25 protein-coding genes are annotated in these 25449 nt (G+C 36.9%); 10 read left to right on the top strand and 15 right to left on the bottom strand.

Going from position 1 to position 25449, the window contains the following annotated elements:
- Positions 1–14: 14 nt before the first annotated feature.
- The 4 genes from Q0V26_RS11650 to glpA form a co-directional block, all read right to left on the bottom strand.
- Positions 15–431, bottom strand: a complete 417-nt coding sequence (locus Q0V26_RS11650) for a hypothetical protein (protein ID WP_297481833.1) — start codon at positions 429–431, stop codon at positions 15–17.
- Between the two features lie 138 nt (positions 432–569).
- Complete coding sequence (gene glpC, locus Q0V26_RS11645) at positions 570–1778, bottom strand: anaerobic glycerol-3-phosphate dehydrogenase subunit GlpC (RefSeq protein WP_297481832.1); 1209 nt, start codon at positions 1776–1778, stop codon at positions 570–572.
- Positions 1778–3121, bottom strand: coding sequence for a glycerol-3-phosphate dehydrogenase subunit GlpB (gene glpB / locus Q0V26_RS11640; protein WP_297481831.1), 1344 nt, complete (start codon positions 3119–3121; stop codon positions 1778–1780). The genes glpC and glpB overlap by 1 nt, the downstream gene beginning before the upstream one ends.
- Positions 3121–4785 carry an anaerobic glycerol-3-phosphate dehydrogenase subunit A gene (gene glpA, locus Q0V26_RS11635; RefSeq protein ID WP_297481830.1) on the bottom strand — a complete coding sequence of 555 codons (1665 nt, stop codon included), beginning with the start codon at positions 4783–4785 and terminating at the stop codon, positions 3121–3123. Before glpA ends, glpB begins: the two co-directional genes overlap by 1 nt.
- Positions 4786–5085: 300 nt before the next feature.
- On the opposite strand from glpA, the gene Q0V26_RS11630 reads away from it, so the two are divergent.
- Positions 5086–5754, top strand: coding sequence for a hypothetical protein (locus tag Q0V26_RS11630; protein ID WP_297481829.1), 669 nt, complete (start codon positions 5086–5088; stop codon positions 5752–5754).
- 152 nt (positions 5755–5906) lie between these two features.
- Positions 5907–6095, top strand: a complete 189-nt coding sequence (locus Q0V26_RS11625) for a DUF4250 domain-containing protein (protein ID WP_297481828.1) — start codon at positions 5907–5909, stop codon at positions 6093–6095.
- Positions 6096–6237: 142 nt separating this feature from the next.
- Here the strand turns inward: Q0V26_RS11625 and Q0V26_RS11620 are convergent, their stop codons facing one another.
- The 8 genes from Q0V26_RS11620 to Q0V26_RS11585 all read right to left on the bottom strand — a co-directional run bounded on the left by Q0V26_RS11620 (position 6238) and on the right by Q0V26_RS11585 (position 13427).
- The gene (locus Q0V26_RS11620; protein ID WP_297481827.1) at positions 6238–6690 is read right to left on the bottom strand and encodes an META domain-containing protein; all 453 of its coding nucleotides are present in this window, start codon (positions 6688–6690) and stop codon (positions 6238–6240) included.
- 340 nt (positions 6691–7030) lie between these two features.
- Entirely contained in the window at positions 7031–8671 is a 1641-nt protein-coding gene (locus Q0V26_RS11615; protein ID WP_297481826.1) for a mechanosensitive ion channel family protein, read from the bottom strand.
- A 195-nt stretch (positions 8672–8866) separates the two neighbouring features.
- Positions 8867–9247 (bottom strand): hypothetical protein, encoded by a 381-nt coding sequence (locus Q0V26_RS11610; RefSeq protein ID WP_297481825.1) that lies wholly within the window; start codon positions 9245–9247, stop codon positions 8867–8869.
- Positions 9248–9387: 140 nt separating this feature from the next.
- A complete protein-coding gene (locus Q0V26_RS11605; protein WP_297481824.1) occupies positions 9388–9732 on the bottom strand; it encodes a DUF1971 domain-containing protein in 345 nt (114 codons plus the stop codon).
- 202 nt (positions 9733–9934) lie between these two features.
- On the bottom strand, positions 9935–10684 hold the full coding sequence (pstB, locus tag Q0V26_RS11600; protein ID WP_297481823.1) for a phosphate ABC transporter ATP-binding protein PstB: 750 nt from the start codon (positions 10682–10684) through the stop codon (positions 9935–9937).
- Between the two features lie 17 nt (positions 10685–10701).
- Positions 10702–11601 (bottom strand): phosphate ABC transporter permease PstA, encoded by a 900-nt coding sequence (gene pstA / locus Q0V26_RS11595; protein ID WP_297481822.1) that lies wholly within the window; start codon positions 11599–11601, stop codon positions 10702–10704.
- Positions 11602–11607: 6 nt separating this feature from the next.
- Positions 11608–12519 carry a phosphate ABC transporter permease subunit PstC gene (gene pstC, locus Q0V26_RS11590; protein WP_080159174.1) on the bottom strand — a complete coding sequence of 304 codons (912 nt, stop codon included), beginning with the start codon at positions 12517–12519 and terminating at the stop codon, positions 11608–11610.
- 86 nt (positions 12520–12605) lie between these two features.
- Complete coding sequence (locus Q0V26_RS11585; RefSeq protein WP_080159175.1) at positions 12606–13427, bottom strand: phosphate ABC transporter substrate-binding protein; 822 nt, start codon at positions 13425–13427, stop codon at positions 12606–12608.
- 306 nt (positions 13428–13733) lie between these two features.
- Here Q0V26_RS11585 and Q0V26_RS11580 point away from each other — a divergent pair, with 306 nt between their 5' ends.
- From Q0V26_RS11580 to Q0V26_RS11555, 6 genes are all read left to right on the top strand, one after another.
- Entirely contained in the window at positions 13734–14648 is a 915-nt protein-coding gene (locus Q0V26_RS11580; RefSeq protein ID WP_297481821.1) for a LysR family transcriptional regulator, read from the top strand.
- 263 nt (positions 14649–14911) lie between these two features.
- The gene (locus Q0V26_RS11575) at positions 14912–16135 is read left to right on the top strand and encodes a NupC/NupG family nucleoside CNT transporter (protein ID WP_080159177.1); all 1224 of its coding nucleotides are present in this window, start codon (positions 14912–14914) and stop codon (positions 16133–16135) included.
- Positions 16136–16229: 94 nt separating this feature from the next.
- Positions 16230–16505, top strand: coding sequence for a hypothetical protein (locus Q0V26_RS11570; protein ID WP_080159178.1), 276 nt, complete (start codon positions 16230–16232; stop codon positions 16503–16505).
- Positions 16506–16523: 18 nt separating this feature from the next.
- Positions 16524–16910, top strand: a complete 387-nt coding sequence (locus tag Q0V26_RS11565; protein ID WP_080159179.1) for a DUF805 domain-containing protein — start codon at positions 16524–16526, stop codon at positions 16908–16910.
- Positions 16911–17355: 445 nt separating this feature from the next.
- Complete coding sequence (locus tag Q0V26_RS11560) at positions 17356–18516, top strand: aromatic amino acid transport family protein (RefSeq protein WP_080159180.1); 1161 nt, start codon at positions 17356–17358, stop codon at positions 18514–18516.
- Positions 18517–18926: 410 nt separating this feature from the next.
- Complete coding sequence (locus Q0V26_RS11555; protein ID WP_297481820.1) at positions 18927–19721, top strand: phosphorylase; 795 nt, start codon at positions 18927–18929, stop codon at positions 19719–19721.
- 33 nt (positions 19722–19754) lie between these two features.
- On the opposite strand, the gene Q0V26_RS11550 is transcribed toward Q0V26_RS11555, so the two are convergent.
- Complete coding sequence (locus tag Q0V26_RS11550; protein WP_297481819.1) at positions 19755–20306, bottom strand: C40 family peptidase; 552 nt, start codon at positions 20304–20306, stop codon at positions 19755–19757.
- Positions 20307–20561: 255 nt separating this feature from the next.
- Here Q0V26_RS11550 and Q0V26_RS11545 point away from each other — a divergent pair, with 255 nt between their 5' ends.
- A complete protein-coding gene (locus Q0V26_RS11545) occupies positions 20562–21770 on the top strand; it encodes an extracellular solute-binding protein (protein WP_297481818.1) in 1209 nt (402 codons plus the stop codon).
- On the top strand, positions 21770–23908 hold the full coding sequence (locus tag Q0V26_RS11540) for a diguanylate cyclase (RefSeq protein WP_297481817.1): 2139 nt from the start codon (positions 21770–21772) through the stop codon (positions 23906–23908). The genes Q0V26_RS11545 and Q0V26_RS11540 overlap by 1 nt, the downstream gene beginning before the upstream one ends.
- Before the next feature lie 57 nt (positions 23909–23965).
- On the opposite strand, the gene Q0V26_RS11535 is transcribed toward Q0V26_RS11540, so the two are convergent.
- Together Q0V26_RS11535 and Q0V26_RS11530 are read right to left on the bottom strand one after the other, a co-directional pair.
- The gene (locus Q0V26_RS11535; RefSeq protein WP_297481816.1) at positions 23966–24433 is read right to left on the bottom strand and encodes an RNA methyltransferase; all 468 of its coding nucleotides are present in this window, start codon (positions 24431–24433) and stop codon (positions 23966–23968) included.
- 123 nt (positions 24434–24556) lie between these two features.
- The gene (locus Q0V26_RS11530) at positions 24557–24892 is read right to left on the bottom strand and encodes a PBPRA1643 family SWIM/SEC-C metal-binding motif protein (protein ID WP_297481815.1); all 336 of its coding nucleotides are present in this window, start codon (positions 24890–24892) and stop codon (positions 24557–24559) included.
- Between the last annotated feature and the right edge of the window lie 557 nt (positions 24893–25449).

Genomic DNA, 25449 nt, shown 5'->3' with positions numbered 1-25449 from the left:
ACGACTCATAACAATCAATCAATTGTGATGGTTAATTTATAATGACTGCTTTCGCCTCGACGAGCAAAGGCTCGGTATTGACCAATACGAATACTGTATTTACCGCTGTAAGGTAAAACATAATCACCTTTATCATTTAGATCTGCTGAAAATGGGGTTAAATCGGCAAGTCTCTCAAGTTTTTCGTCTAAGAGTACTACCCATAATTTGGTGCTTTTAGTATCAAGAGTAACGTTTAAATGCTGGCCTTTTTGGGCATAAAAAACATAGTTATTGACATCATAGCCCGCTGTTGTTGCGACATATTCACCGCTGGTGGCCCCTGTTTTAAAGTGGATCGTTTCATGGCTATCTGCGGCAATGGCCATAAACGAACAACAACTTAAAATGAGAGTGACAAAAAGTAATCCTAGTTGCTTGATGTATAACATAATATGACTTCTTATATTTTTGATGAACCGATCCCGAATTAACCCTTGGGAAAAATAAAAGTACGCAGTATTTAATCGGGGGGAAATACTGCGTATATGATGAGTATTATCAAAAATAGAAGATTGGTAAAGTGATGTTTAATCAGCGAGTGCCATTGCGAGCAAACTGATCGGGTGAATTGTTGTTAAATCAGTGTTTTCTTCAATTTGCCATTTACAGGTTTCACAATCAGTTATCGCATAATCAGCGTTGGCACTGCGTATTTTCTGAAATAAATCTTCACCAATTCTCATTGAAGTATCGTAGTTTTCAGTTTTAAAACCATAAGTACCCGCTAGGCCACAGCATTGACTGTCTAATACTTCAAGCTCTAGCCCAGGAATCATTTTAAGTAGTTCAATGGTATATAAACTCCCGCCAGTACGTTCAAGGTGACAGGGTGTGTGATAAACTACTTTTTTATTAACGGGTTTTAGTTTAGGAGTTTTGCCGTTCATAAATGCTTTGAGTAAAAAACGGGTGACATATTCAATCCGATCGGCAACTTTTGCATTATCAATTTTTAATACATGCGGATATTCTTCACGTAAAGTAAAGGCACAGGTTGAAGAGGTTGAAACAATGGTTGAATTATATTTTTCAATAACCGCTTTAAAACTTTGCGTGTTAAGTAATGCATTTTTTTTTGCTTTATCAAAGAAGCCATTGGCAATTAATGGTACGCCGCAGCATTTTTCTTTATCCAATAATTGTACCCCAATATTCATTGCATTCATGACTTTTACAAAATCTTGGCCTAACAGTGGATTATTATAATTGACATAACAACCGTGAAAGTAATGTACTTGTTGTGGATAGTGGGTTTGATTCGAACAGTGCTTTTTATACCATTGGCGGAATGTGCCATGAGAATATTTAGGTAATGTTTTATGATCATGAACGCCGATGGTTTTATGCATGATCTTTTTAACGGGTTTCATGCCAGTGATAGCATTAACAATAGGCGCAAAAGGGGTTGCCACAGAGCCCATTAAATCAGTATGACTTAATACGAAATCTCGAATTGTTTTAATATTGAGGTCATGTTTAGCATGCTTACTACGTGCAACCGCAATCATGTCACCGATTTTTACGCCAGAAGGGCAAGCGGTTTCACAGCGTTTACAGTTGGTGCACAGCTTAAGCATATCATCATAAAATTCAGCACTTTTAATTCGTAATCGTTCACCATCTGGACCACATTGTTTAGGGCCGGGGTAATTAGGGTTTGCTTTAGCAACAGGGCAATAAACGGTACATACGGTGCATTTAATGCATTGGTCAAAACTGGTATCTTGCTTGAGCATTAGATATTGCCCTCTGCTAATGATGGAAAAATTGCTGTGGATGTGTGTTTGTCGTGTAAGGCGATCATTGATTGCGCAGCATGAAAACCCGTGCTGATAGCAACACCACTGCCACTACCTTCAAAAACAGGGTTGTAATGGGCTAAAATAGCGCCTGCACAGTAAAGATTAGTAATTACATTGCCATTAAGGCTTGGTTGTAATTGTTGATTCGTTTCAACACCCATTCCTAAAAACGGGTGCGCTTGGTCACTGAAAAATTGTGGTTGATACCAGTGCTGGTGGTTAGTTGATGCTAATGGCGCAATGTCTAATCCAAAAATAGCTTCTTCAATATGATGACGTTCAGCGTGTAAACCACGGCTAAAGAAGCTACCACTGGCTAATAAATAATGATTAGCGACTAACGGCATATCACCGTGATGACGCGTAAAAATACGTTGGAGTTGGTTATCTTCAAATTCGCCATGAGTGACTTCATCACCTGCCAGAATAAGTCCACCTAATGATTTATAATAACCTTTCATTGCATCTTCCAAACGTATACCCAGTAATGATGGCGGCATCGTTGGAATTTCACATAATGTGTAACCTGTTAATTGTTCCAGTTTGCTAATAACTTTAAGACCAGTCCCATTACCAAACACGGCAGGAAGAACCACTAAATCAGCCTCACCAATGGTATTTTTCATGGCTAAGGCAAAACGTTGTAGTTTATTGTCATCAGCTAAAACACGAGAAATATCAATTGAACGATATTCACACGGATTACGTTGCATTAATTCCGCTTCAGGCAATGCAATAGCGGCAGTGGTAATGTCCACGTTAGCAAAGTGGGGCAGTAGACGTAAATTATCAGCCGCTAATTGGGGGTGAAAGTCACGGAAACCATCAATTGTGACTAATGCTAATTTACGTAATGACTTAGCTGGCTCAAACATTGGAAAAGGGTGCACCGTTGCTTGTGATAACCACGTTGCTTTAAATGTCCCCATTGGTGTAATACGCAAATGGTTACAATCATCTGCTTGATGGTGCAGTTTAATACCAATATTTGCCATTGTTTGTTGATACCAATCAATTGCTTGACGAGTAACATTAAGTCCTAACTTACTGTAAGGATGCAGTGGTGATTGATGGGATAAAGTATCAAATTCATCAAAAGGGTAATGTGTTGTTGTGCCATTAGGTAAACGGCTTAAGACATCAATTGAGCCTGAAGAAAAATGCAGTGCACTTTGACCAGCTGCAATAACGGCTGTTTTGAGTCCAGCTTGAGCACAACGAATAGCGCAGGTTAAGCCAGCAACACCACCACCAATAATTATATTATCAAATTTCATTACTTTTCCTCACAGCTTGGATTGATAGTGTTGGTAGATGTAGATGTAGATGTAGATGCTGGTGGAATATCACTCACACCAAATAAACCCTCATAGATCCAATAAGAGAATTCACCTTCGCGTAGCGCATCACCCCAAAAAACAGGTTTGATACCTTTCCAGCGTTCTTCAAGAAAATCACTGAGAATATGGCTAGCGTGGTTGCCATCAGTATTACCATATTCAGCAAATAAACCTGCGGCACGGTAAGAACATAATTCACCTTGGCAAGGCCCCATTCCAACACGGGTACGGCGGCGTAAATCGACTAAATTATGCACATCCAGTTGCTTGATGGCATACTCAACTTCACCACAGGTCACCATTTCACATTCACAAATAATGGCTTGGCTTTTTTTGCTGTCAGTTAAAAATTGCTCAGCACGTTCACCATGACGATAGTAAGCTGATTGATAAACGGGTTTAGCTAAACTAGCGGTATGCTTAATGGCTTTGGGTTGTTCAGAACCGGGTAATGGTTGTTGATGAGTGGTGCAAGGGGTGGTGTTACCTAGCTTTTTAGCGATAAGATCGGTTGTCCATTCTGCCATCATGCGGTAAGTCATTAACTTACCGCCGGTGATAGTAATAAATCCGTCCATGCTATCGCGTTCAGCGTGATCTAATAACACAATTCCACGGCTAATATTACGACCGCTAGTATCACCATCAACAGCAACTAATGGGCGAACGCCAGCATAGGCTCGTAATACACGGGTATTGGCCATGATTGGCGCAAGTTTGGCCCCTTCTTTTAATAGAATATCAATTTCTTTGCTAGTGACATGCAAGTCATCAATATCTTTATAATCAATACGTTCAGATGTTGTACCTATTAATGAGATAGTATCGCCAGGAACTAAAATATCGGCATCAGAAGGTTTACGGCAACGGTTTATGACTAGGTTATTAATTCGATAATCTAAGATCAATAATGATCCTTTGGCTGGGAACATCGTGATATTAAGATCACCATATTGGCATATTTGTTGTCCCCAGATCCCTGCGGCATTAATCACTTGTTGGGCTCTGATTTCAAAGTGGGTGTTAGTTTTTAAATTTAAACATTTAACCCCTTTAACGGCACCATTTTCTTGAATAAGGGCGGTGACAAAAGTGTGATTAAAAAGTTGTGCACCGTGTTCGATCGCATCAAGCGCGTTGGAAGAAGCAAGACGAAAAGGGTCAATTGTACCGTCGGGGACCTTTACCGCACCTATAAGCTGTGGATTACAATTAGGCTCTAATCGTAATGCCTGCTGTGGTGTTAATTGTTCAACGTCAATATCAGCACTTTGACAGGAACTGATAAATTGTTGTTGAAATTGCAGATCGTCATCGGGAAGGGAAATAAATAATCCCTGCGTATCTTCCACACAATGGCGGGCAATATTTTTAAGAATACGGTTTTCAATGATGCACTCTTTGGCTGATTCTGGATCAGTAACCGCATAGCGAGCACCAGAATGAAGTAAGCCATGATTACGGCCGGTTGTACCAGAGGCTAAATCGTCTTTTTCAATCAAGATACATTTGATACCGCGCAGGGCGCAGTCACGCATAATTCCTGTTCCTGTTGCGCCACCACCGATGATCACAACCTCTGTTTCTAACCAAGTCGTCATGTTCGTTTCGCTTATCGTTATTGAATATACTATTAGCGTTGATAACGCCCACTATTTTAATAGGGTTAATATGCCACTAAATTACATAACGTTTGGTGAGCCATCGCACACAAATGAGCGAACGAACATTTTATACGTTCCTTTTTGTTCGTTGAAGTGTCGTTTAGATAATATAAAGTCTTGGTTGGCATAAGTTACGAATCAATTCGTGGAGGTTAATTGTTAATAGAAAGCTCTCATTCGCATCTTGCTGTGACTTGAGTATAATTGTGCTCCTTTTATTTTTAATTGATGCTTATTATGATCGGCTATCTCGCATTTTTAATTCCAGCACTGCTTGGTGCGCAATGTATTCTTACGTTAGTACTCACTAAAGGGGAGATTTGCCCTGGCCAACGAGGTCGAGTGCATAAAATGCTGCCAGTACTGCTTATTGGTTGGTTATTGGCTGCTATTAGCCAAGCATGGGCTGTATTGCCTTTATTGAGTTTGTTATTCTTTACTGTCAAAGTGAAAACCAGTAAAACGCGAGATTCAGGACCGTTAAAGGTACTTTATGGATCTAATTTACTAGGTTTTATTAGTTGGATTTTTCTATTTCCTATAATGGATATGCCGGAAGTATTGCTAAGTTTAGTGGCGATGGCTTTATATGGTAGTTTACTGGCTCATGTTTTATTGACGTTCTCACGTACACGTTTACAGGCTTTTCACCGTATATTGCCATTTGTTGGTTTTATCAGTGCGATAGTGTCGGTATTACTCTTAGTTTGGAAAATTATCTTCATGGGTGAGGCAGCAACAGCCCCTTATACTGTTGAAATTGTTGTTGCATTATTGTGTTTAGTTGTAGCAATGCTGGTGTGGTCAGGACATATTTTATTACATAAAACTATCAATAAATGGCAGTTATTAGTGGCGGCTGCGCTACTTACATTTTCTGCGGTAATGCAATTAACGTTATTTTAATACTAAATATTTATCAGTGTTATGAGCCTTTATCTTGGTTGAGATAAGGGCTTTTTTTTATCTGTTATTGATGGAAAGGAGAAACAGTAATAAGTCGTCTATGCTTAATAAAACAAAGGTTGGCTGTGATCATTAAGCAGTAAGGGGGAATAATGGAAATCAATAATTTACTTGGTATGGATACCCATATTGTGATTGGTATCGTTAATGAGCGTTTACGATTAGAGTGTCATTCAATGGCAGAATTAGCATCTCGTTATGAATTAAGTGAGACCAAGCTTTCTGAAAAACTGGCTCAACAAGGTTATCACTACGATCCGTTGAATAATCAGTTTAAGTAAATAGCGATAGCATTATACAAGGTGTTAAACAGTTTTAATGCCTTGTTAGTAGTTCATAATCTATGAATAATAAAAAAGCCGTTTACACAGCTTTCTTTGTTATCGAAAGTGTGTAAACGGCTCTATTTTTATTTAGAGGCGATTATTTCGCTGTTGTTGCAGCAACATCACGAGTAAATGTTAATGTATGCTTTGCGTTAGTCATCGTCATGGTATCACCTGAAATGCTAACTTTGTTCCAATCAGAAAGTGATTGAGTAAATGTTTGTTCAACCCCCATTTCACTATCTGGGCATAGCATCATTGTCATTCCCATTTTTTCAATGCGGAATTGACCGTCTTTTACTTCAGCTTGACCAAAGTAGCGGTTACAACCTGAGTGACCATTAGCAGCAAGATCTGCAGCTAGTGTTAGAGTGGGTGCTTGAGCCGTTTCTGGTTGAGTAAGATCTTGATTATCAATCTGCACTAAAGACCAGTTACCATTAGCAAGATCATTGCTTGTTATTGGTTGTGGCGCTTTGGTTATAGTTGTTGTAGAGCATGCGGCTAACATCATAGGGAGTACCAGTGCAGCTAATAGACGCTTTTTCATTATAGTTATTCCTGAACAGTAATGTGTATGAGTGAGCAAAAGTGTAAACATAAAAGAAAGTTTGCTTAACTAAATAATGGACACTTATTTTTAAAGCATGTTCATTAATGCTCATGCTAATTGTGGGAATATTGAATAAAAATTTATGTTAGTTCAATACTTGCTCGCCATTATTATACCCATTTTCTTACTTAATGATGTCGATTTATTTGTTACTAAAGGTATATTTGTGACTTATCTAAAAAACAGATAAGTAAATAAAAATATTTTTACGAATGATCAGTAAAAGAAAAGGGCTAGTGAGTACGAGCCCTTTTTATAAATGATGTATTGCTAGTTATTATGCCGTTTTTGATTCAATGGCTTTTTTAACCATGTGCAAATGTACATCTTGCTGTGGGAATGGAATCGAAATACCTTCACGATCAAAGCGAATTTTTACTTCGCGAGTGATGTCCCAATATACATCCCAATAATCGTCTGTTTTAACCCAAGGGCGAACAATGAAATCTACTGATGATGAATTTAATGTATGTAGCTTGATAGTTGGTTCTGGGCTACGCAAAACAGAAGGATGAGATTCAACAATTTCTTGCAAAACACGTTCTGTTTTTTCAATATCATCGCTATAACCGATGCCGAAAATCATATCGATACGGCGTACTTTTTCATGAGTCACGTTCTTAATAATATCGCCCCAAATTTTGCTGTTTGGTACGATAATAATTTCGTTACTGAATGTTTTGATCGTGGTATTTACTAAACTCATATGGCTTACTTTACCGGTGATACTACCTGCTTCTACTAAATCACCCACATCAAACGGACGGTAAATTAATAGCATCATTCCCGATGCAAAATTAGATAATGTATCTTGTAATGCGAAACCAACGATAATACCTGCAACACCAAAACCAGTAAGGATCGGTGCAAGGTTTAAACCTACTTGTGATAGTGCGATTAAAATGCCAATCGCAAACACAATTTTGCCTGACATTGAGATAAAGAATTCTTTCATAAGCATCGACATTTTCAAGTTCTTTGTCGATACTGCACGCGTTACCATTTTACGAACAATATTCTTTAATGTTTTGAATAAAAAGATAATAAAAATAAAGATAATAACTTTAAATATCATCTGTGGTAAATTTTCAAACAACCACGAACTAAAATCAGTAGTCCATGATGTAACGATTGACCACATAACTTTACTATTTAGTAAGTCATCAGTAACATTACCCGTTTGTTCAAATAGTAACCGTTTATATTCAGCCGTATCCAGTCCCATGTTGTCAGCAAGTTTGACTAAATCGGTTAAGTTTTTAGTATCACTATCGACTTGGCGTTGGGATAGAATTTGGGTAACTTGTAATGTTTTTAACTCATCACCAGTGGCTGATTTTATTTGTTTCTCGTTTAACTCTAGTGTTTGGCTTCCAAAAATTAATGATGTAGACATGAAATCGAGACGATGTTCAATATTATTTTTAAGTGCCTTAACCGAATTAGGTTGTGGTTTACCTAAGCGCGCCATCCATTGGTAATTTTCCCATTCATCATTAAGAACAAGAATAATAAAATCACGGCTTTCAGTGAGGGCTTTTAACGCCACTAATTTATCAGTGTCTTTTGCGGTATCGAGATCTTTTTGATCACGTTCAACTTTAGTTTGTAGAAACTTTTCAGCATCGGCTGCAAACTTTATTTGTTGCTCTACTTGTTGAACTAAAAGTTTTTTATCTGCTTGTTTATCATCAATTAAATTGGTTAGTGTTTTTCTTAACTCTTTGTTTTTATTTAACAATTGTAAGCGTACTACATCAAGTGATGAACCTGTTGTTGATGCCGCTTCTTTTGCTAACGTCATTAATTCAATATTGAGTTTTTGAAGTTGTTGATATTCCAAATTTATCGGCTGTGGTTGTGTATTTGCAAAACTTAACGTAGAAACAAAGAGAAGCATTAGTACCAGTAAGCGCATGTCGCGATAAACTCCTGCTGGTGATATTAAAAATATGACGTTATCAGTAATTGATAACAGCTATTTATTGTCGTTCGACAAATATGAGCAGATTATAGCTAAATCAACGCTTACGGCTATAGATAATCAATGTTATATAGAAAAATAATCTTAAGAAATATGGGTGCGTTACGATTATGAAGATTTAAGGGGTTTTCATGGAAGGTCTTGCTGACTTAAAAAATGGCATTGAGTGAAAGTCCACGTCCAATCAGGGATCCAAGATTCTTGTGTTAGGGCAATAATAATATTGTGTTGTGTATAAGAGGCCATGACTTGTCGTAATAGCGGGTAGCTAGATCTATCGACTATAAGAATATTACAGTCACTATTAAGGATCTGCTTGAGCAATTGGTCAGGATTTGCTTCTTTTATTAATTGATATGTCTTAATGTTCAAATGACAAAACTGTTCAATAAATAAGTTTTGCACAGGCGAATTATTGATCAATAACGCGACTGATTTGATCGGGATATTGGTCGATGTTAGTACGTTTATCCACGATGTTACTTGTTTTATGGGTAGCTTATAGCACATTCTTACACCTTATAATATACATCACTCTTGAGTGATTGGTCTGCATAGATAAGATTAGCTTATAATTTTTAAAGTACTGTCATTATAGGGTTAATTTCACATTGAAGTGATAATAATTGTAAGTCTGTGCTATTGCATCATTATGCTTGAGTTGCACGTTCATTAAGATTATCACGTACAATTTGACTGTTCTGTTGCGCATAAAAGCGCACTTGGAACTGGGTATCTTCAGTTAAAAATTCCACTTTATGCCAATATTGTGGTGGACTAATCGCCATATCTCCGGCATTGACAACAATTTCTTGCTCAATATCGCCACGTTGATCTTTAAAACCATAAAATTTTAATTGGCCTTGTAAAACACAGATTTTTCCATAGACACCAGCACGGGTATTATGAAGGTGCAGAAACATTTTGGGGATATTTTCAGGGGTAAAAATAGGTGTAGATTTATAATTAACATAATCACTTGGAATAATAGGCATGAGAATCTCCTTTGATTAACGATAGTGATGCCATAAAACATGACTATAAAATACATCTTTAATATTAAGGTTGCAATGGCTTTATTATTATTGTTGTGGTGATCATTTTTATACAATGGGTTCAGTTTTAAATTAAAAAAGCCCCTTCATAAAAAGAAGAGGCAAGTTGTACCATCGCTATTATTATCCATTACATAGTGCGTTAACCAAAATCACCATTTACATAACCACGAGTACGGTCGTCTGCTGGATTATTAAAGAGATTTTGTGTTTCATCATGTTCAACTAATTCACCCATTAAGAAAAATGCGGTACGATCTGATATACGACGTGCTTGCTGCATTGAGTGGGTAACAATCACAATTGTGAATTCTTTCTTTAGGGTTTCCATTAAATCTTCAATTTTTTTGGTTGCGATAGGATCAAGCGCTGATGTCGGTTCGTCCATTAATATTACTTCAGGCTTCATTGCAATAGTACGCGCAATACATAATCGCTGTTGCTGACCGCCAGAGAGGCCAAATGCATGTGATTTTAAGCGATCTTTTACTTCATCCCATAAGGCAGCACCACGCAATGATTGTTCAACGATGGTGTCTAAAGTTTTTTTATCTTTGATGCCTTGTGCGCGTAAACCATAAGCAACATTTTCATAAATACTCATCGGAAATGGATTGGGTTTTTGAAATACCATGCCGACCTTAATACGTAACTGAGCAACGTCGATATTGCCATAGACATTTTCATTATCAATAGTCAGTAAGCCTTTAATCGACACACCTTCAATTAAGTCGTTCATACGGTTGAGACAACGTAATAAGGTTGATTTTCCACAGCCAGAAGGCCCAATAAGTGCGGTAACTTGGCGATTAGGAATAGGTAAATTGATTTTTTTCAGTGCTTGGTTTTGACCATAGAAAAGATCAAGATTTTCAATATTAAATTTGTTCATGTTCATATCCTCAGAATTTAGTAAGTCGCAGTGTTAAAACGGCTAGCGATAAGCTTGGTAATCAGGTTGATAACAAGAACAACAATAATGAGTACGGTAGCGGTACCATAAGCTTGGTTCCATTCATGTACGGTGTAGAGCTCTTGCGTTAGCTTGTACAGGTGAACAGTAAGCGTACGTCCTGAGTCAAACACACTTTCAGGGATACGCGCTACCATGCCTGCTGTCATAAATACCGGTGCTGATTCACCAATAACACGACCGACGCTGAGGATAATAGCGGTTACAATTCCTGGCATTGCACTAGGAAGAATAAGTCGCCAAATAGTATAAATTTTAGAGGCACCCAAACCGTATGAGCCTTCACGGTAAGTTTGTGGTACAGCCATTAATGCTTCTTCAGTGGTACGAATAATCACTGGGAGAATTAAGATACTTAATGTTAATGCTCCTGATAAAATGGAATAACCAAATCTAAGAATAACCACAAAAAAGGTCATACCAAAAAGGCCATAAATAATAGAGGGAATACCGGCTAAAGATTCAGTACAAAAACGAATGACTTTAACTAAACGGCTCCCCACTTTGGCATATTCAGTAAGATAAATGGCTGTCATGATTCCTAATGGAGCCGCTACCGAAATAGAGGCAATGACCATATATAGTGTTGAAATGATCATCGGCCAAATACCGGATTCTTTACCTATAGTGGTGTAGTTAGAGCTAATGAAAGACCAATCAACATGAGCGAGGCCATTGCTAAGAATGTACCACATTACCCATAATAAAAAGCCAACAGTAATGCTTGCCGATAACCAGATGATGGCGAGCGACAGACGATCTTTTAGTTTTTGGGCTGCAGGATTAGCATTTTCTAATCGGCAGTGTTGAGATGATAATGAGTGATTATTAGTCATTAGAAATTACCTTGCTCGCTCACGGTTAAGATAAAGGAGGGCACCGTTTAGCGTCATAATAAATACCAGTAATACAATACCTGTTGCGTATAATGCGCTAGCGTGAATTCCTGTTGCGTAAGACATCTCAATGGCAATATTTGCTGTTAACGTTCGTGCAGATTCAAGTAACCCCTCAGGCATAGCAGGGGAATTACCCATTACCATAATAATGGCCATGGTTTCACCAAGTGCACGCGCTACGCCTAAAATAACACCTGTCATAATGCCAGAACGTGCTGCTGGGACGATCAGTTTAAAAATAGTAAACATTGATGAAGCCCCTAGTGCTAAAGAGCCTTCTTTATAAGCACGAGGTACTGCACGAATTGAGGTTTCAGAAATCGTAATCACAGTTGGAAGGATCATCACTGCAAGTACAATAATTCCCGCTAAGATGGTGTTACCCGCTGGCACGTTAAATATTTCTTGAATCAGCGGTACAATAATAACCAGTCCAAAAAAGCCATACACAACAGAGGGGATACCCGCTAAAAGCTCAATCATTGGGCGAATAAAGTTAGCGAGTGATCTTGGGGCGACTTCAGCAATAAAAATTGCGGTTAATACGCCAATAGGCACGCCAATCATCACTGCTCCAGCCGTTGAGACTAATGAAGCAACAATCATCGGTGCGATACCATAGAGAGCTGGAGGTAACCAATCCGTACCAAAGATAATGCCAGTAACGCCTGAATAGGCAAAAGCCGCATAGCCTTCACGGAAAATAAAATAGCCAATGGTTACGAGGGATAAAATACCGATAGCTGCGCTGAGCATAAATAGGTATTTAAAGAACAATTCTCGCCAGTCAATACGTTTCTTCGACTTTAGCAACGGTGTATCCTTGATCGATTTTTCAATATTTGCGATGGTCATAATCTACACTCCAGAAACAAGACCAATAATTGTCTATTTCTGAGAAGTCAAAAACGCTCAACTCAAATGTTGAGCGTTAAAAAAAATTAGTTAACTGAGATAAAGCCTTTATCTGCAACAATCTTTTGTGCTGCTGGCGATTGTGTCCATGTAAGGAATTGTAATGCTTCAGCTGATGGACGACCTTCTTTATAAACCACAATGAATGGGCGTTGAACGCTATAATCACCGGCTTTAATTGAAGCAACCGATGGTTTATGGCCATCAATGGTAAGTGCTTTTACTGTGTTATCAACTGAACCTAGTGAAATGTAACCGATAGCAAAAGGATTATTCGCAACCGTTGTTTTTAGCTGACCATTGCCACTTGCCACTTGTGCTTTTTGTGAAATGGCAGAGACTTTGATTCCGTTAATTTTTTTCTTTAGTGACATAATGTCTTCAAATGCACCACGGGTACCTGATGCTGTATCGCGAGTTGCGACAACGATAGGTTTATCTTCACCACCCACTTGTTTCCAGTTAGTGACATTGCCTTTGTAGATCTCAGTGATTTGTTCTTTGGTTAGATCGGTGACCGAGTTACTGTTATTCACCACCACGGCAATACCGTCTCGTGCAATAACAACTTCTTTAAGTTGTGGTGATTCTTCTGATTTTTTCAAGCTACGTGATGACATGCCAAGATCTGCCGAGCCATCGTGAGCAACACGAATACCCGCTGATGATCCTGGTCCTTGAACTTCTACCGTAACATCGTTAGATTTTGCATAAGTCTCACCCAAAACTTCCATGAGGGGAGAAACAGAGCTAGAACCTACAACAGAGATAGTCTCGCCAGCAAACACTGCAGAACTCGTTATAAGTGAACTTGCAACAACAACTGCGCCGATAATCTTTGTTTTCATTTTCCTAATCCTTTCTTGTTGGGCAAAATGCCAATAGGTTTGAATGAACATGACAAAGAGTAGGAAAGTTATGTGACAGTAATGTTTCAGAAGTTTGAACACTCGATGAATGTTGTAATAAAATACGATGAGGTATGTAGCGATGTACGCTGCTATTACGTGTTATTTTCTATGTATAACAAGTAGGAATTAATATTCAGTTAATAAAGGGCTGACATATACTATCCATGACAACAGAATTACGGATTAAATGAATCTTCCCGTATAGGTGTTATTAGATTTTTTATTTAAAGATAAAGGTTGTAGATGTTAAAAAAAGCACAGCAAATGATTGTTTTTAATGCACTTACTAAACAACAAAGCTTTACTAAAGCAGCACAGTTACTTGATATATCTCGCACTCAAGTGAGTAAACTTATCCAGCAACTAGAACAACGACTTGGAGTACAATTAGTACAACGAACAACGCGCTCTTTTGCATTAACAGAGGCGGGACGTTTGTTTGCTAAGCATTGTGAAAAAGTAGTAGAAGAAATCAATGAAGCTGAAAGTGAATTATTAGGAAATGAAGACAATTCCCAAGGTTTATTACGCGTAGGTATTGCGCAGTCTTTCGCATCTAACCACGTAGCACCCTATATTAATGAGTTCCATGAACAACATCCATTATTAAACTTAGAGTTGAGTTTATTTGATCATCGTGTTGATTTAATTGCAGAGCAGCTCGATCTTTGGATTGGGTTTATGGATTCTCCACCAGAAGGGTTTGTGGCGCGGCATTTGAGTAATTGTGACTTTGTATTGGTGGCAAGTCCTGAATATTTAGCGACTCACGGTGTGCCTTATCATCCAAGTGACTTAATTGAGCATAATTGCATTATTTATTTTAGTCGTGAGCGTAAAGATAATGTCTGGAGCTTTAGTCAACAAAGCGATAATCAGGATATTAAAGTGACGGGGAATTACCGTGTTGACTCTGCTGATGCTATTCGAGATGCGACAATTGCAGGTAATGGGGTTGGGTACTTAGCAACCTATTTGTTAACTGATGAAATTCGCCAAGGTAAGTTGATTCGGTTGATGCCAGATTGGCAATTAACCCAGCATATGCCTTTATATGCTGTTTATCCAAGGCATAAATTTTTACCGAATAAAGTAAATCTATTCATTGAATTTATTCGACGCCATATCGATGTGGGTAATATTTTGTGTAAATGGTAATGATGTAAAAAACAGCGATTACGCGCAAACGGTTGGCTAAAACTCACCTTTGAATGTTTCAAATTGTAAACATTGAGGGTAATAGTATCCCTCACAGGAACTAATCTAATGAATTTCGTTTGCTTAGCTTAAAAACAATGCAATTCAGCTGTGTTTTGTTAATTTACTGTTGCTTGTAATAACAATTTGATCCTTGTCACACTTTTTTTTATGAATACACTCTTTCCGCAATCGTTTACTACACCAAACATTGGGGAATGACTTTGCATTATCTCGTCGGCCTACTCGGTATAATTACTATTTTTACAGTTGGTTTTTTATTTTCTGAAAACCGCTCAGCAGTGAACTGGCGCAGTGTACTCGGTGCTTTTTGCATCCAAGTTGTCTTTGCAGCTTTTATTCTTTATGTACCCATTGGTCGAGTGGTACTAAACAGTGTGTCTGGCGCAGTTTCTGGCGTGATTGATTATGGCCATGAAGGGACATCTTTCTTATTTGGTCAACTAGCCCAATTTAAATTAGGCTTTATTTTTGCGGTTAATGTCTTACCTTCTATTGTCTTCTTTTCAGCATTAATTTCCGTATTATATTACGTGGGCATCATGAAATGGGTGATTCGCGGTATTGGTGGCTTATTACAACGTTTATTGGGCACGACGCGTACTGAATCAATGTCTGCAACAGCAAATATCTTTGTTGGCTCTGTAGAAGCACCATTGGTTGTTCGTCCATTCCTTGCTCGAATGACACGATCTGAATTATTTGCCGTAATGGTGGGCGGATTAGCCTCTGTTGCTGGTGGTACTATGGTTGGTTATGCTGGGCTTGGCGTACAGCTAAAGTACCTTATTGCGGCAAGTTTTATGTCTGCTCCTGCTGGATTAATGATGGCGAAACTGATCGTGCCACAAACTGAAGGTGTACACAGCATGGAAGAAGAAGATGACGGTGAAGAAGATGAACCCGTTAACTTAGTCGATGCAGCTTCTCGTGGTGCTTTGAGTGGTTTACAGATTGCAATGGCTGTGGGTGCAAGTTTATTGGCTGTTATCAGCTTAATTGCCATGGTGAATGGTGGTCTTGGTCATATTGGTCACTGGGTTGGTATTGATGATCTAAGTTTAAATCTGATTTTTGGTTACCTGTTTGCACCTGTTGCTTGGTTAATTGGGGTACCTTGGTCAGAAGCGACAACGGCAGCTAGCCTTATTGGTACTAAAATTGCTGTTAATGAGTTTATTGCCTTTGCTGAGCTAATGAAACCAGAAACGATTGCTAAACTGAGTGAGCATTCTCAAGCGATAGTTACTTTTGCATTATGTGGGTTTGCTAACTTAACCTCTATTGCGATGTTAATGGGTGGGTTAGGCGGCATCGTACCGAAACGTCGCCCTGAAATCGCTCGTTTAGGTATGAAGGCTATTTTTGCCGCAACCTTAGCAAATTTAATGAGTGCAACGTTAGCAGGTTTATTTCTTCCTCTTTAAGAGTAATATATTCACGCTAAGCAATTAAAATAAACAGAGAGCCTAGCTCTCTGTTTTTGCATCTAATAAAAGCACCAATAATGGGAGAAGATCAATGAAATCGGAAAGCGATAAGCTCATTGCTAAGCATGAACAATTAATTCATAGTGATGGTTTAACCGTGTCTTCTCATACTCAACGGGATGATGGTGAATGGATACAGCATTCGTTGATGATAGACGGTTATAATGTGCCTTTTAAATTTAAGCGTAAGTCAAAATATAAAACGCTGACTGGTGCAAAAGTCAATATGACTTATTACGCTGACATCATTGTTGTTGCTGGCTTAGAATTTGAAATAATGAAAGTTGTTCGCATTAAGCGTTATTAATATTAACAAGGAAAAAGAATGAATTGGTATTTTTTAGTTCTTAGTAAATATGCTCAATTTCAAGGGCGTTCCCGCAGAAAAGAATTTTGGTTTTTTACCTTAATTAACGCATTGATAAGTATGGCATGCAGTCTCGTTGATACAACATTACAGCTACCAACCTTGATGGAAGGCTATGGGGTGTTAGCCGCGTTATATGCAGTTTTTGCCTTTATTCCGACAGTAGCTGTTACTGTTCGTCGTTTGCATGATCAAGATCGTACCGGCTGGTGGGCGTTAATTATGTTAATCCCAATTGTTGGTATTTTGGTTCTGCTTTATTTTATGGTGCAAAACAGTGCCGAAGGCAGTAACCGTTTTGGTAGTAATCCAAAACAGAATGATAATTCAACACTAAGCGTCTAAATTCGTTGATATCTTAATTAAATGAACATGACCCAGTCTTCGGATTGGGTTTTTTTGTTGAATAGAAACAGAAATAGAATCATTCATTCCATTCCTGAACAATGTGCTTTAGTATGATGCTATTAGCTGACCACACTGTTTTGACCGAAACAGCGATTATATTCTGACCGAATATGGCTAATAAACTGAGTTTCATCGTTTAGGAGTACGATAATGACGCAATACCACCAATATGAACCCCCCTTATCATCGATATCGCATATGTCTTCTTTTAATGCGGTATGTACTGTAATGGCCTTTTTTTCTGCCTCTTATTTTAGTTTCCGATTTAGTAACGGTTCTCTGTAACCGCACTTGTTATTGATTAAAAATCACAGGTTATGACTCATGTATCTGATTATAGATATATGGATTGCTATATCTAACAATAAGAAAAGAGAAAAATATGAATACTAAATTATTAGGAAGTTCGCTGATTATTGCGGGCACAGCGCTAGGTGCTGGTATGCTTGCTATACCGATGGTATTAGCACAGTTTGGTTTGTTATCTGGTTCCTTATTAATGTTACTTATATGGAGTGGCACGACTTACGCTGCTTTATTATTATTAGAAGCCAGTATTAAAGTGGGTGGTGGCTTAGGGATGAACACTATTGCTCGAAAAACATTGGGTAAAGGTGGTCAATTAGTCACTAATGGATTGTTGTATGCATTATTAGTTTGTTTATTAATGGCTTACATTATTGGCGCTGGTGATTTAGTTCAAAAGTTAGCGACTGGTTTTGGTTTTGATCTGTCAATGCTACAAAGCCAGATCACTTTTACTGTACTTGCTGGTTTTATTGTTGCCGCAGGAACTGGCGTCGTTGATAAGCTGAATCGTGTTTTATTTTTAATCATGGTTGCAGTATTAATCATTACCTTATGCGCTTTGATTCCCGGTATGAGTTTTAATCATTTTTTTGAAGCGAGTAATAATAGTAATATTGATTTAATTAAGACCAGTGCAGTATTGTTCACCAGTTTTGGTTTCTTTCCCGTTATACCGTCATTAGTGTCATACAATGATAAAGCAAGCCATAAGCAATTAAGAAATATGGTGTTACTAGGATCATTGATTCCTTTAAGTTGCTATTTACTGTGGTTATATGCGGTTGTTGGTAGTTTATCAGCAGAACAACTGGTTAAATTTGATAATGTTTCGGTATTAATTGATGCATTAAGCACGCGATTCTCTGGTATACATATCATTTTATCGGTATTTACTGGCTTAGCCTTACTAACTTCATTTTTAGGTGTGGCAATGTCATTGTTTGATCAGAATGTGGATCTATTCAGACAGAATCGTGCTGTAACCTATGTTTTGACGTTTATTTTGCCGTTACTTGGCGCGATCTTTGCCGCGAATCAATTTTTAGCTGTCTTAAATTATGCAGGGCTGATTCTTGTTTTTATCGCTGTCTTCATACCGATGTTGATGATTCACAATATTCGCCAAGCGACACCAGTAGAGCAAAGCTCTGACTACCAAGTTGCTGGTGGTTCACTGGCAATGTTGATGAGTTTACTCTTTGGTTGTTTTTTAATTGGCGCTCAACTGATTTAGTGAGTGAGCAACAGACATGAAACGCTCATGATGTTATAAATGGGCGTTTTTTATCTTTAAAATAAAAATTGGAGATATGAGGAGAGTAGGGTAATAGATTGACCGATCTGAAATACCCTTTAAAGCACTTTATATGACCAGTATAAAGTTAAATCACTAATTTATATGAACCGCTTGGAGTACGATGTAATATCGTAAACGATGATAGAATTAGCTGCTGCAATCATACAAAGTTTCAGTAATGAGGGCTATCATCAAGACGTTTTTAGCAACGTGGATTTTTTGCTAAAAGTGTAAAGATTAAATTACACAATCTATGTTTGGGATCTAATCTTACTGTTTTTTTATTAGGTGAGTGATTAGGGTTGTTTTATTTTCTAATAAATTAGAATGGTTGCAGGTAGTTGTAGATGTTATGGGATAAAGCTTTAACAGTTGCTAACGATGCGAAAGAAGCACAAGTATTGCTGCCTATTGCGACCACAAGCTTAGTTTTTTCTGAGCAGGGAGTCGATCTTTTTATTAAGATCATGAATGACAATCTTACTAAAAAAATACAACAAGGACAGACGAAAAATAATCCATTTCTGCCGTATGAAGAGCAAATGTTTGTCTGTAATGTCGGGAATGAGCATGTGTGCTTATTAAATAAATATCCAATAGGAGAACCACATTTACTCATTTGCAGTAAGGCATTTATTAGCCAATCATCTTTACTCGATCTTTATGATTTTTCTGCTTGGATTCAAGGAGTAACATATCCCAATGTACTGGGTTTTTTTAACTCAGCATCAGAAGCCGGTGCTAGTCAGCGCCATCGGCACATGCAGTTAATGAAAACCGTAGTGCCATTAGAAGATATGATTCTGTCTGGTAAGTTACCGTTTAGGCATAAATTATTTACTTTTGATCGCATTAACAGTGAAAAAGCGTATTTTTGCTATCTAGCTGCAATGCATGATTTAGGACTAACGCCCAATAACGCGACTATGAATATTAATGAGTCGATTGAATGCTTACCTTATAATATTCTATTAACTCAGCATTGGATGTTGGTGATCCCTCGATTAACTAATCATATTGGTGATATCTTTGCTAATGCCCTTAACTACTCAGGCTATTTTTTAGTTAAAGATCAGCAGCAATATGACTGGTTAACTGATTATGGTTGTTTACGGTTATTAACAGAATGCGTCTCACCATGAAGGTTATCTAGGGAGTATGAATACTCCCTTTTTTTATGGTTTAGGCATTTTTACCACAGTTAAGAAACGTTTTGGATAGCCGCTCTGGTAATAACTCGTTTCACTTACACCAAAGTGCTTTTTAGATGATGAGCTATGAATAAATTTAATCGAGCCTGGTTTTACTTCCGTAATAATTCCAGCATGACCCGGTTTTCTTATTTTTGCATTTGTACCAGTAAAAACAATAAGATCGCCAACCTGCGCTTTCTTCAATGGTATTGATTTATTGAAGAGTTGTGGGTATGCGGCCGTAGTTCTTGGGATAGAAATGTGAGAGTGTTTATACACATATTGAATAAATCCAGAGCAGTCAAATCCTCTTGGTGTGGCTCCACCCCAAACATAACGTGTCCCAAGATATTTTCTTGCGAAATTAATCATTTTTTTTTGTTCTATTGTTACAATAGATTTTGATTTGCTAGTGTTTTTGTTGGGTAATGTATTGATTTCTTTTGTTATTTTAGGTTCTGCGCTCGCATTGGACTCACAAGCGATAATAAGTAATAATGATAAAGGTAATATGATTTTTAAATATTTATTCATGGTGATTATTATTTCTATCCTTTAAAATTGATGTGTGAACAGTTCTATAATAACAATTTGCTTGTAGCTTACAATAGATTATAAACATTATTATTATTGATTAATATCAAATTAGATTTTAGAGTTAGGTATAATCTATATTCATTATTGACGTGTATTGATTTATAATTATTTAGTATAGCTATTAGTTGAATGAGAGCTGTTTACTATGTATTTTTATATGCCACATTAAAATATTACAAGATGTATTTAGGTATGATTAAAATAATATTTAATAATTTATTAAACACTGTTCATTTCTCTTTTTTGTTATTAATACTATTATTTTCAAAAACAGTATTAGCAACACCGACCTTAACCATTTGGTCTTCACATCAAAATCGTGATTTTTTAACAGTAATAACTGATAAATATAAAAAAAATCATGATGTTAATATTTCAATCATACAACTTGATCCATCAGAGATAAAAGCAGAAATTTTATTAAGTGCCCGAGATGGAGGGTTACCTGATCTTATCGTTATCCCTTCAGATTTTTTAGGCTTACATAAAATGATGAATTTATCAATGATTCCCCGTGATTGGTATATAGAAAAACTGAGCCCAAGAGTGAAGGCTACAGTGAAATCAAATGGTAAATATTGGGGAGTTCCTCTTATTCAGGGTAATTTTTTACTTTTATATTACAATAAAAAATATGTGACAAAGCCGATAACAGATTTTAAAGATATTATTTTAGACAAAAAACAATTTCTAGATAAAAAAATCAGACCTATAGGATGGAATTATAATGACATGTATTATTTTATTCCCTTTTTGTCTGCATTTAATGGTTGGCCTACCGTTGATAGGCAAATTGAACTGAATACACCAGCAATGGTTGAAGCGCTAAAATATTATCATTCGTTAGCTGAGCAAGGCATAGTTGATCGTAGCTGTGATTACCGTTGTTCTCAGTTGGATTTTATTAAAGGTAAAAGTGCATATTCTATTAATGGCGATTGGGCATACCATGATTTAAAAGCGATGCTTGGAGATAATCTAGGCGTGGCTGTATTGCCTAAAGTTGATGGTAAAACAATGCATCCTATGTCGAGCACATTTGTCTTGGCTGTTCCTAGTCAGTCACAGTATTCAAAAGATAAACAGGAATTAATTAAAGATTTTTCTAAGTTTGTTCAACAGCCAACTAACCAACAAGCAGTATATGAAAAAACAAAACTATTACCTATATCAATGAATTATTATAGGAAACTTAGACTGAAGGCGACAGGAGATAGCTTGGTTATGTTTCATCAAATGGCATTAACAAAACTCATGCCATCAACGTTGAATATGGCTATTTCATGGCAGGCTATCGCGATAGGTTTTCAGCATTATCAAGCCGGTGCGAAAGCAAAATATGCAGCTGTATATATGCAAAAAATGGCAATGAAGCAGAATCAACAATTGGATAATAATTGATGAAGTTACGCTTAAAATCATCATTAGCATTATTAATGTTAATTATTGCTGTAGTACCTGCTGCAATTGTTGGTGGGCTCCTTTTAAAACAACAATCCGATGTGGAAGCGAATTACCGTATTGGTATGTTAGATCGACTATCGAATACAATAAAACAAGAATTTGATTATCGTTTTTCTTTATTATCGACAAGCTTAGATGTGTTATCACGAGATAGACTATTTGTGCAGGCGATTGATAATTTTTTCCTAGCGGGTCATGTAAACTCTTCGTTAGGCACGCTAGTTAAAAATACACCATTAATTCAGGCTGCTTACTTAGTTGATGATCAATGGTCTGAAGTTGAAAGTTTTAATGGAATTCCTGGTTTATCTTCTTTTTTAAAATTAAAAGATCTCCTTACGTATGGTTTATCAACTAGTAATAGTGAAGGCCGTCGCCAATGGGTGTTTTATTATAATGATGAAGATTTGATGCAGTTAAAATTTAATCCAACACGTCGAGGGATTGTGATTGGGGTACCTATTTTTCAATCAATGACTAATGGCTTAAAACGTATTCCTTTAGGGTATTTAATTGTGGTTGTCCCAATTGAGAATATTATTAAAGTATTACGGCCTTATTTAAAAGATGGCGAGCGGGTTGTGTTTCAAAATCATCGTTTAGATCTAATGCACCATGAAGGTAATATGAGTGATATTATTATTAGTCAAGGGAAAATAGATCAAAATACACCAACAATACAGAAAACAATCAATATAAAATTAGAAAATAAATATATATCAGAGCCAATCCAATACACAATGAAAGTTTATATGGATAAATACTTAGGTGAAAATCCTTATATAAACTCTTTGAAATATATTTCATTATTTGGGGTGGTTATTATTCTACTGTCACTTTTTAGTGCAGCCTTGACGTACCGTTGGATTGCTAGGCCATTAGGTGGATTAATGGATGTTGTTCGTTCTTATTCTCGCGGTGAATACAAGTATTCGAATAAACAATTACGCTTTGCTGAATTTATCATGGTTGAGCGGCTAATTCGTAATATGGCTACAACTATTCGAGCTCAAATGGCAGATTTAGCCACAACGAATAAAGAGCTAAATGCTGCCTATCTAGAAAAAGAACAAGCTAATTTACAATTAGTTAACTTCAATGATGAATTAGAACGAAAAGTTGAAGAGAAAACATTAGCACTAAGTTCATCGTTATTGCGTGAAGAGAATCGACGTTCGATGTTGCAATCATTATTATCATTTAGTCATGAGCTTCAATCCGGCGATATTATTGAAACGGTAATGACGCAAGTGGTTGCTTTATATCCAATGGCTGGCTGGGCAATGAAAAGTTATACTGATAATAAAGAGACATGGGTCTGCGAAAATATAGATCAATCTCGTTTAGAAGAGCCAGATATACAGCCTGAAAGTCATTATAGTGATTATTACTGTGTGCCGAATAATGGTAAATATTTACATTGTTTTAAGGTTAAAAATAGTCACAATGATATTGTTGGTATTATTGTGATGCAGTATATATGCTTAGAGCACGATGATTTTGAAGTTATTTCTTTATTTATTCGTCAATTAGCCACTGAATTAGAGGGTCGACTATTAAATGAAGAATTAGCGCGTATTGCGATTACTGATTCATTGACTGGGCTTGCTAACAGAAAAGCGTTTGATAAAGATTTAGAAGAGCACATACAATTATTTAACCGCTACCCCGATCGCCATTTTGGTTTATTCATGTTAGACGTTAATGGACTGAAACGAGCAAATGATCACTATGGTCATAGTATGGGTGATGCGTTATTAATTGAAACCAGTAAGCTATTAGTTGAAACCTGTCGATTGACAGATAAGGTTTATCGTCTTGGTGGTGATGAGTTTGCCATTATTTTAGAGGACGCTGATTGTGACAGCTGTGACATTTTATGGCGTCGATTAGAAACAGTACGCGATCAAATTAACTATGCCAGTTTACCAAATGGAAAACAGGTTGAAATACATTTTGCTGTTGGGTATGCCAGTACTGATCAATACTCAGCAGAGCAGATTTGTTTAGTTGCAGATAAAGCAATGTATAAAGATAAACGTCATTTTTATGAACAAACAGGAATTGGACGATAATAAACATAACCACTGCGATAATATGGATTATTACAGTGGTTTTTATAAGTAAAATACTTATTTATGATTTGAGAAGTTATCACCCTTTGCCATGCGATCATATAAAATCACATTAACTGCTGCTGCCAGATTCATACAGCCTTTAGTTGGAACATAAATAGTTTCACGACAAAAGTCAGTAATTTCTTTTTTTAATGTACCGTCTTCAGGGCCAAAAATATAAAATGCACGTTTTGGATGTTTATATTCAGGTAGGGGCTTTGCATCATCAATTAAATCAACGGCAACAGGTACACAGCCGACAGGAATAATTACTTTTAGATCTTCAACACCAATTAATGGAATATCAAGCGCAACATTTTTGGTATCAGTACAAAACTGTGCAGCGTGATCATAACGAGTGCCAGTATAAAAGACAGAGTTGACACCATAACAACCCGCTGCTCGCATAACCGAACCGACGTTTTCAGGTGTTTTGGGGTTAAAAAGGCCTACGCAAGAGTAACCCTGACTTTTTTTGCTCATATGTACATCTACTTTAGAAATTGTGGCGGGATTGTATACCTAAAGACGATTTTTTTGCAGTAGGTATCATTATTAAGAAGATAACAAAACAGGAACTTAGGGTTCCTGCTTTTAAGTGACGTTTTATTTACCGCAACATTTTTTATATTTCTTACCACTGCCACATGAGCAAGGATCATTACGGTTAGGTGTTTTATCAAATACTGTTGTCGTAGGTTTGTTTAATGTTGCTGTAAATTCCGCAATATCTTCTTCAACGTCAGCATTAATTGTAAATGTTGCAAAGAGCTGCTGCTCTGCAAGTTGTACTTCTAATTCCTGTTGGCGCTCTTCAGTATTCACTATCAATGTGAGCGGATTGGTTTCCGTGCCAAGTTTAGTTTCGCGCTTCGTGTTGTAGCCAAAGCTTGTGTGCTTTGGTTTTTTTTCGATGCGACCTTTATAGAAAAATTTAGACATGGGATAACCTGTTTGCTATGAAATATTCGCGTATCATTCGTGAATGAGTACGCTTAATAACTAAAAAGCCACCAAAGTTAAGGTGGCTGAAATTGCGGGCATAATAACCGCCATTGTGTGCGTTATCAAGTATTGAGCCAGAGCTTTAGCCATAAAAGTCAGTCTAGATATGAATAAAAATAGGATCTGCGATGTTTTTTCATCAGTCTTTATTGAAGTAAACGATTGCATTGATCTTATCATCTCTTTTACACTTGAACGGTTTTAATCAAACTTAGCTGTAAAGCGGCAGTTATTAACATTTATTATAATAGACAAAAAAACCTATCAAATTAATAGGTTTTTTCGTCTATCACTGCTGATAATAATTGTTAATATACTCAGTATAGAAAGATAAATTGTCTGGTATGTTAGTGTATTAGCGATAAATACAATGATTAGATGTAACATATTGACTGATAAGATTATTAATGTATAACAAAAATTTTCAATTTTTATCACGAAAAATGCATAAAAAATTGAAAATTACGGCATAATAACGCCCGTTATACCAAGCA

This window comes from uncultured Photobacterium sp. (assembly GCF_947039875.1).
GTDB lineage: Bacteria > Pseudomonadota > Gammaproteobacteria > Enterobacterales > Vibrionaceae > Photobacterium.
Note: the sequence above shows the minus strand (reverse complement) of the source record. Positions and strands in the feature narration are given on the sequence as shown.

What these genes read in the sequence shown, in the direction of transcription:
- Q0V26_RS11650 (WP_297481833.1), bottom strand. Translation starts at nt 431, where the DNA reads ATGTTATACATCAAGCAACTAGGATTACTTTTTGTCACTCTCATTTTA.
- glpC (WP_297481832.1), bottom strand. Translation starts at nt 1,778, where the DNA reads ATGCTCAAGCAAGATACCAGTTTTGACCAATGCATTAAATGCACCGTA.
- glpB (WP_297481831.1), bottom strand. Translation starts at nt 3,121, where the DNA reads ATGAAATTTGATAATATAATTATTGGTGGTGGTGTTGCTGGCTTAACC.
- glpA (WP_297481830.1), bottom strand. Translation starts at nt 4,785, where the DNA reads ATGACGACTTGGTTAGAAACAGAGGTTGTGATCATCGGTGGTGGCGCA.
- Q0V26_RS11630 (WP_297481829.1), top strand. Translation starts at nt 5,086, where the DNA reads ATGATCGGCTATCTCGCATTTTTAATTCCAGCACTGCTTGGTGCGCAA.
- Q0V26_RS11625 (WP_297481828.1), top strand. Translation starts at nt 5,907, where the DNA reads ATGGAAATCAATAATTTACTTGGTATGGATACCCATATTGTGATTGGT.
- Q0V26_RS11620 (WP_297481827.1), bottom strand. Translation starts at nt 6,690, where the DNA reads ATGAAAAAGCGTCTATTAGCTGCACTGGTACTCCCTATGATGTTAGCC.
- Q0V26_RS11615 (WP_297481826.1), bottom strand. Translation starts at nt 8,671, where the DNA reads ATGCGCTTACTGGTACTAATGCTTCTCTTTGTTTCTACGTTAAGTTTT.
- Q0V26_RS11610 (WP_297481825.1), bottom strand. Translation starts at nt 9,247, where the DNA reads ATGTGCTATAAGCTACCCATAAAACAAGTAACATCGTGGATAAACGTA.
- Q0V26_RS11605 (WP_297481824.1), bottom strand. Translation starts at nt 9,732, where the DNA reads ATGCCTATTATTCCAAGTGATTATGTTAATTATAAATCTACACCTATT.
- pstB (WP_297481823.1), bottom strand. Translation starts at nt 10,684, where the DNA reads ATGAACAAATTTAATATTGAAAATCTTGATCTTTTCTATGGTCAAAAC.
- pstA (WP_297481822.1), bottom strand. Translation starts at nt 11,601, where the DNA reads ATGACTAATAATCACTCATTATCATCTCAACACTGCCGATTAGAAAAT.
- pstC (WP_080159174.1), bottom strand. Translation starts at nt 12,519, where the DNA reads ATGACCATCGCAAATATTGAAAAATCGATCAAGGATACACCGTTGCTA.
- Q0V26_RS11585 (WP_080159175.1), bottom strand. Translation starts at nt 13,427, where the DNA reads ATGAAAACAAAGATTATCGGCGCAGTTGTTGTTGCAAGTTCACTTATA.
- Q0V26_RS11580 (WP_297481821.1), top strand. Translation starts at nt 13,734, where the DNA reads ATGTTAAAAAAAGCACAGCAAATGATTGTTTTTAATGCACTTACTAAA.
- Q0V26_RS11570 (WP_080159178.1), top strand. Translation starts at nt 16,230, where the DNA reads ATGAAATCGGAAAGCGATAAGCTCATTGCTAAGCATGAACAATTAATT.
- Q0V26_RS11565 (WP_080159179.1), top strand. Translation starts at nt 16,524, where the DNA reads ATGAATTGGTATTTTTTAGTTCTTAGTAAATATGCTCAATTTCAAGGG.
- Q0V26_RS11560 (WP_080159180.1), top strand. Translation starts at nt 17,356, where the DNA reads ATGAATACTAAATTATTAGGAAGTTCGCTGATTATTGCGGGCACAGCG.
- Q0V26_RS11555 (WP_297481820.1), top strand. Translation starts at nt 18,927, where the DNA reads ATGTTATGGGATAAAGCTTTAACAGTTGCTAACGATGCGAAAGAAGCA.
- Q0V26_RS11550 (WP_297481819.1), bottom strand. Translation starts at nt 20,306, where the DNA reads ATGAATAAATATTTAAAAATCATATTACCTTTATCATTATTACTTATT.
- Q0V26_RS11545 (WP_297481818.1), top strand. Translation starts at nt 20,562, where the DNA reads ATGATTAAAATAATATTTAATAATTTATTAAACACTGTTCATTTCTCT.
- Q0V26_RS11540 (WP_297481817.1), top strand. Translation starts at nt 21,770, where the DNA reads ATGAAGTTACGCTTAAAATCATCATTAGCATTATTAATGTTAATTATT.
- Q0V26_RS11535 (WP_297481816.1), bottom strand. Translation starts at nt 24,433, where the DNA reads ATGAGCAAAAAAAGTCAGGGTTACTCTTGCGTAGGCCTTTTTAACCCC.
- Q0V26_RS11530 (WP_297481815.1), bottom strand. Translation starts at nt 24,892, where the DNA reads ATGTCTAAATTTTTCTATAAAGGTCGCATCGAAAAAAAACCAAAGCAC.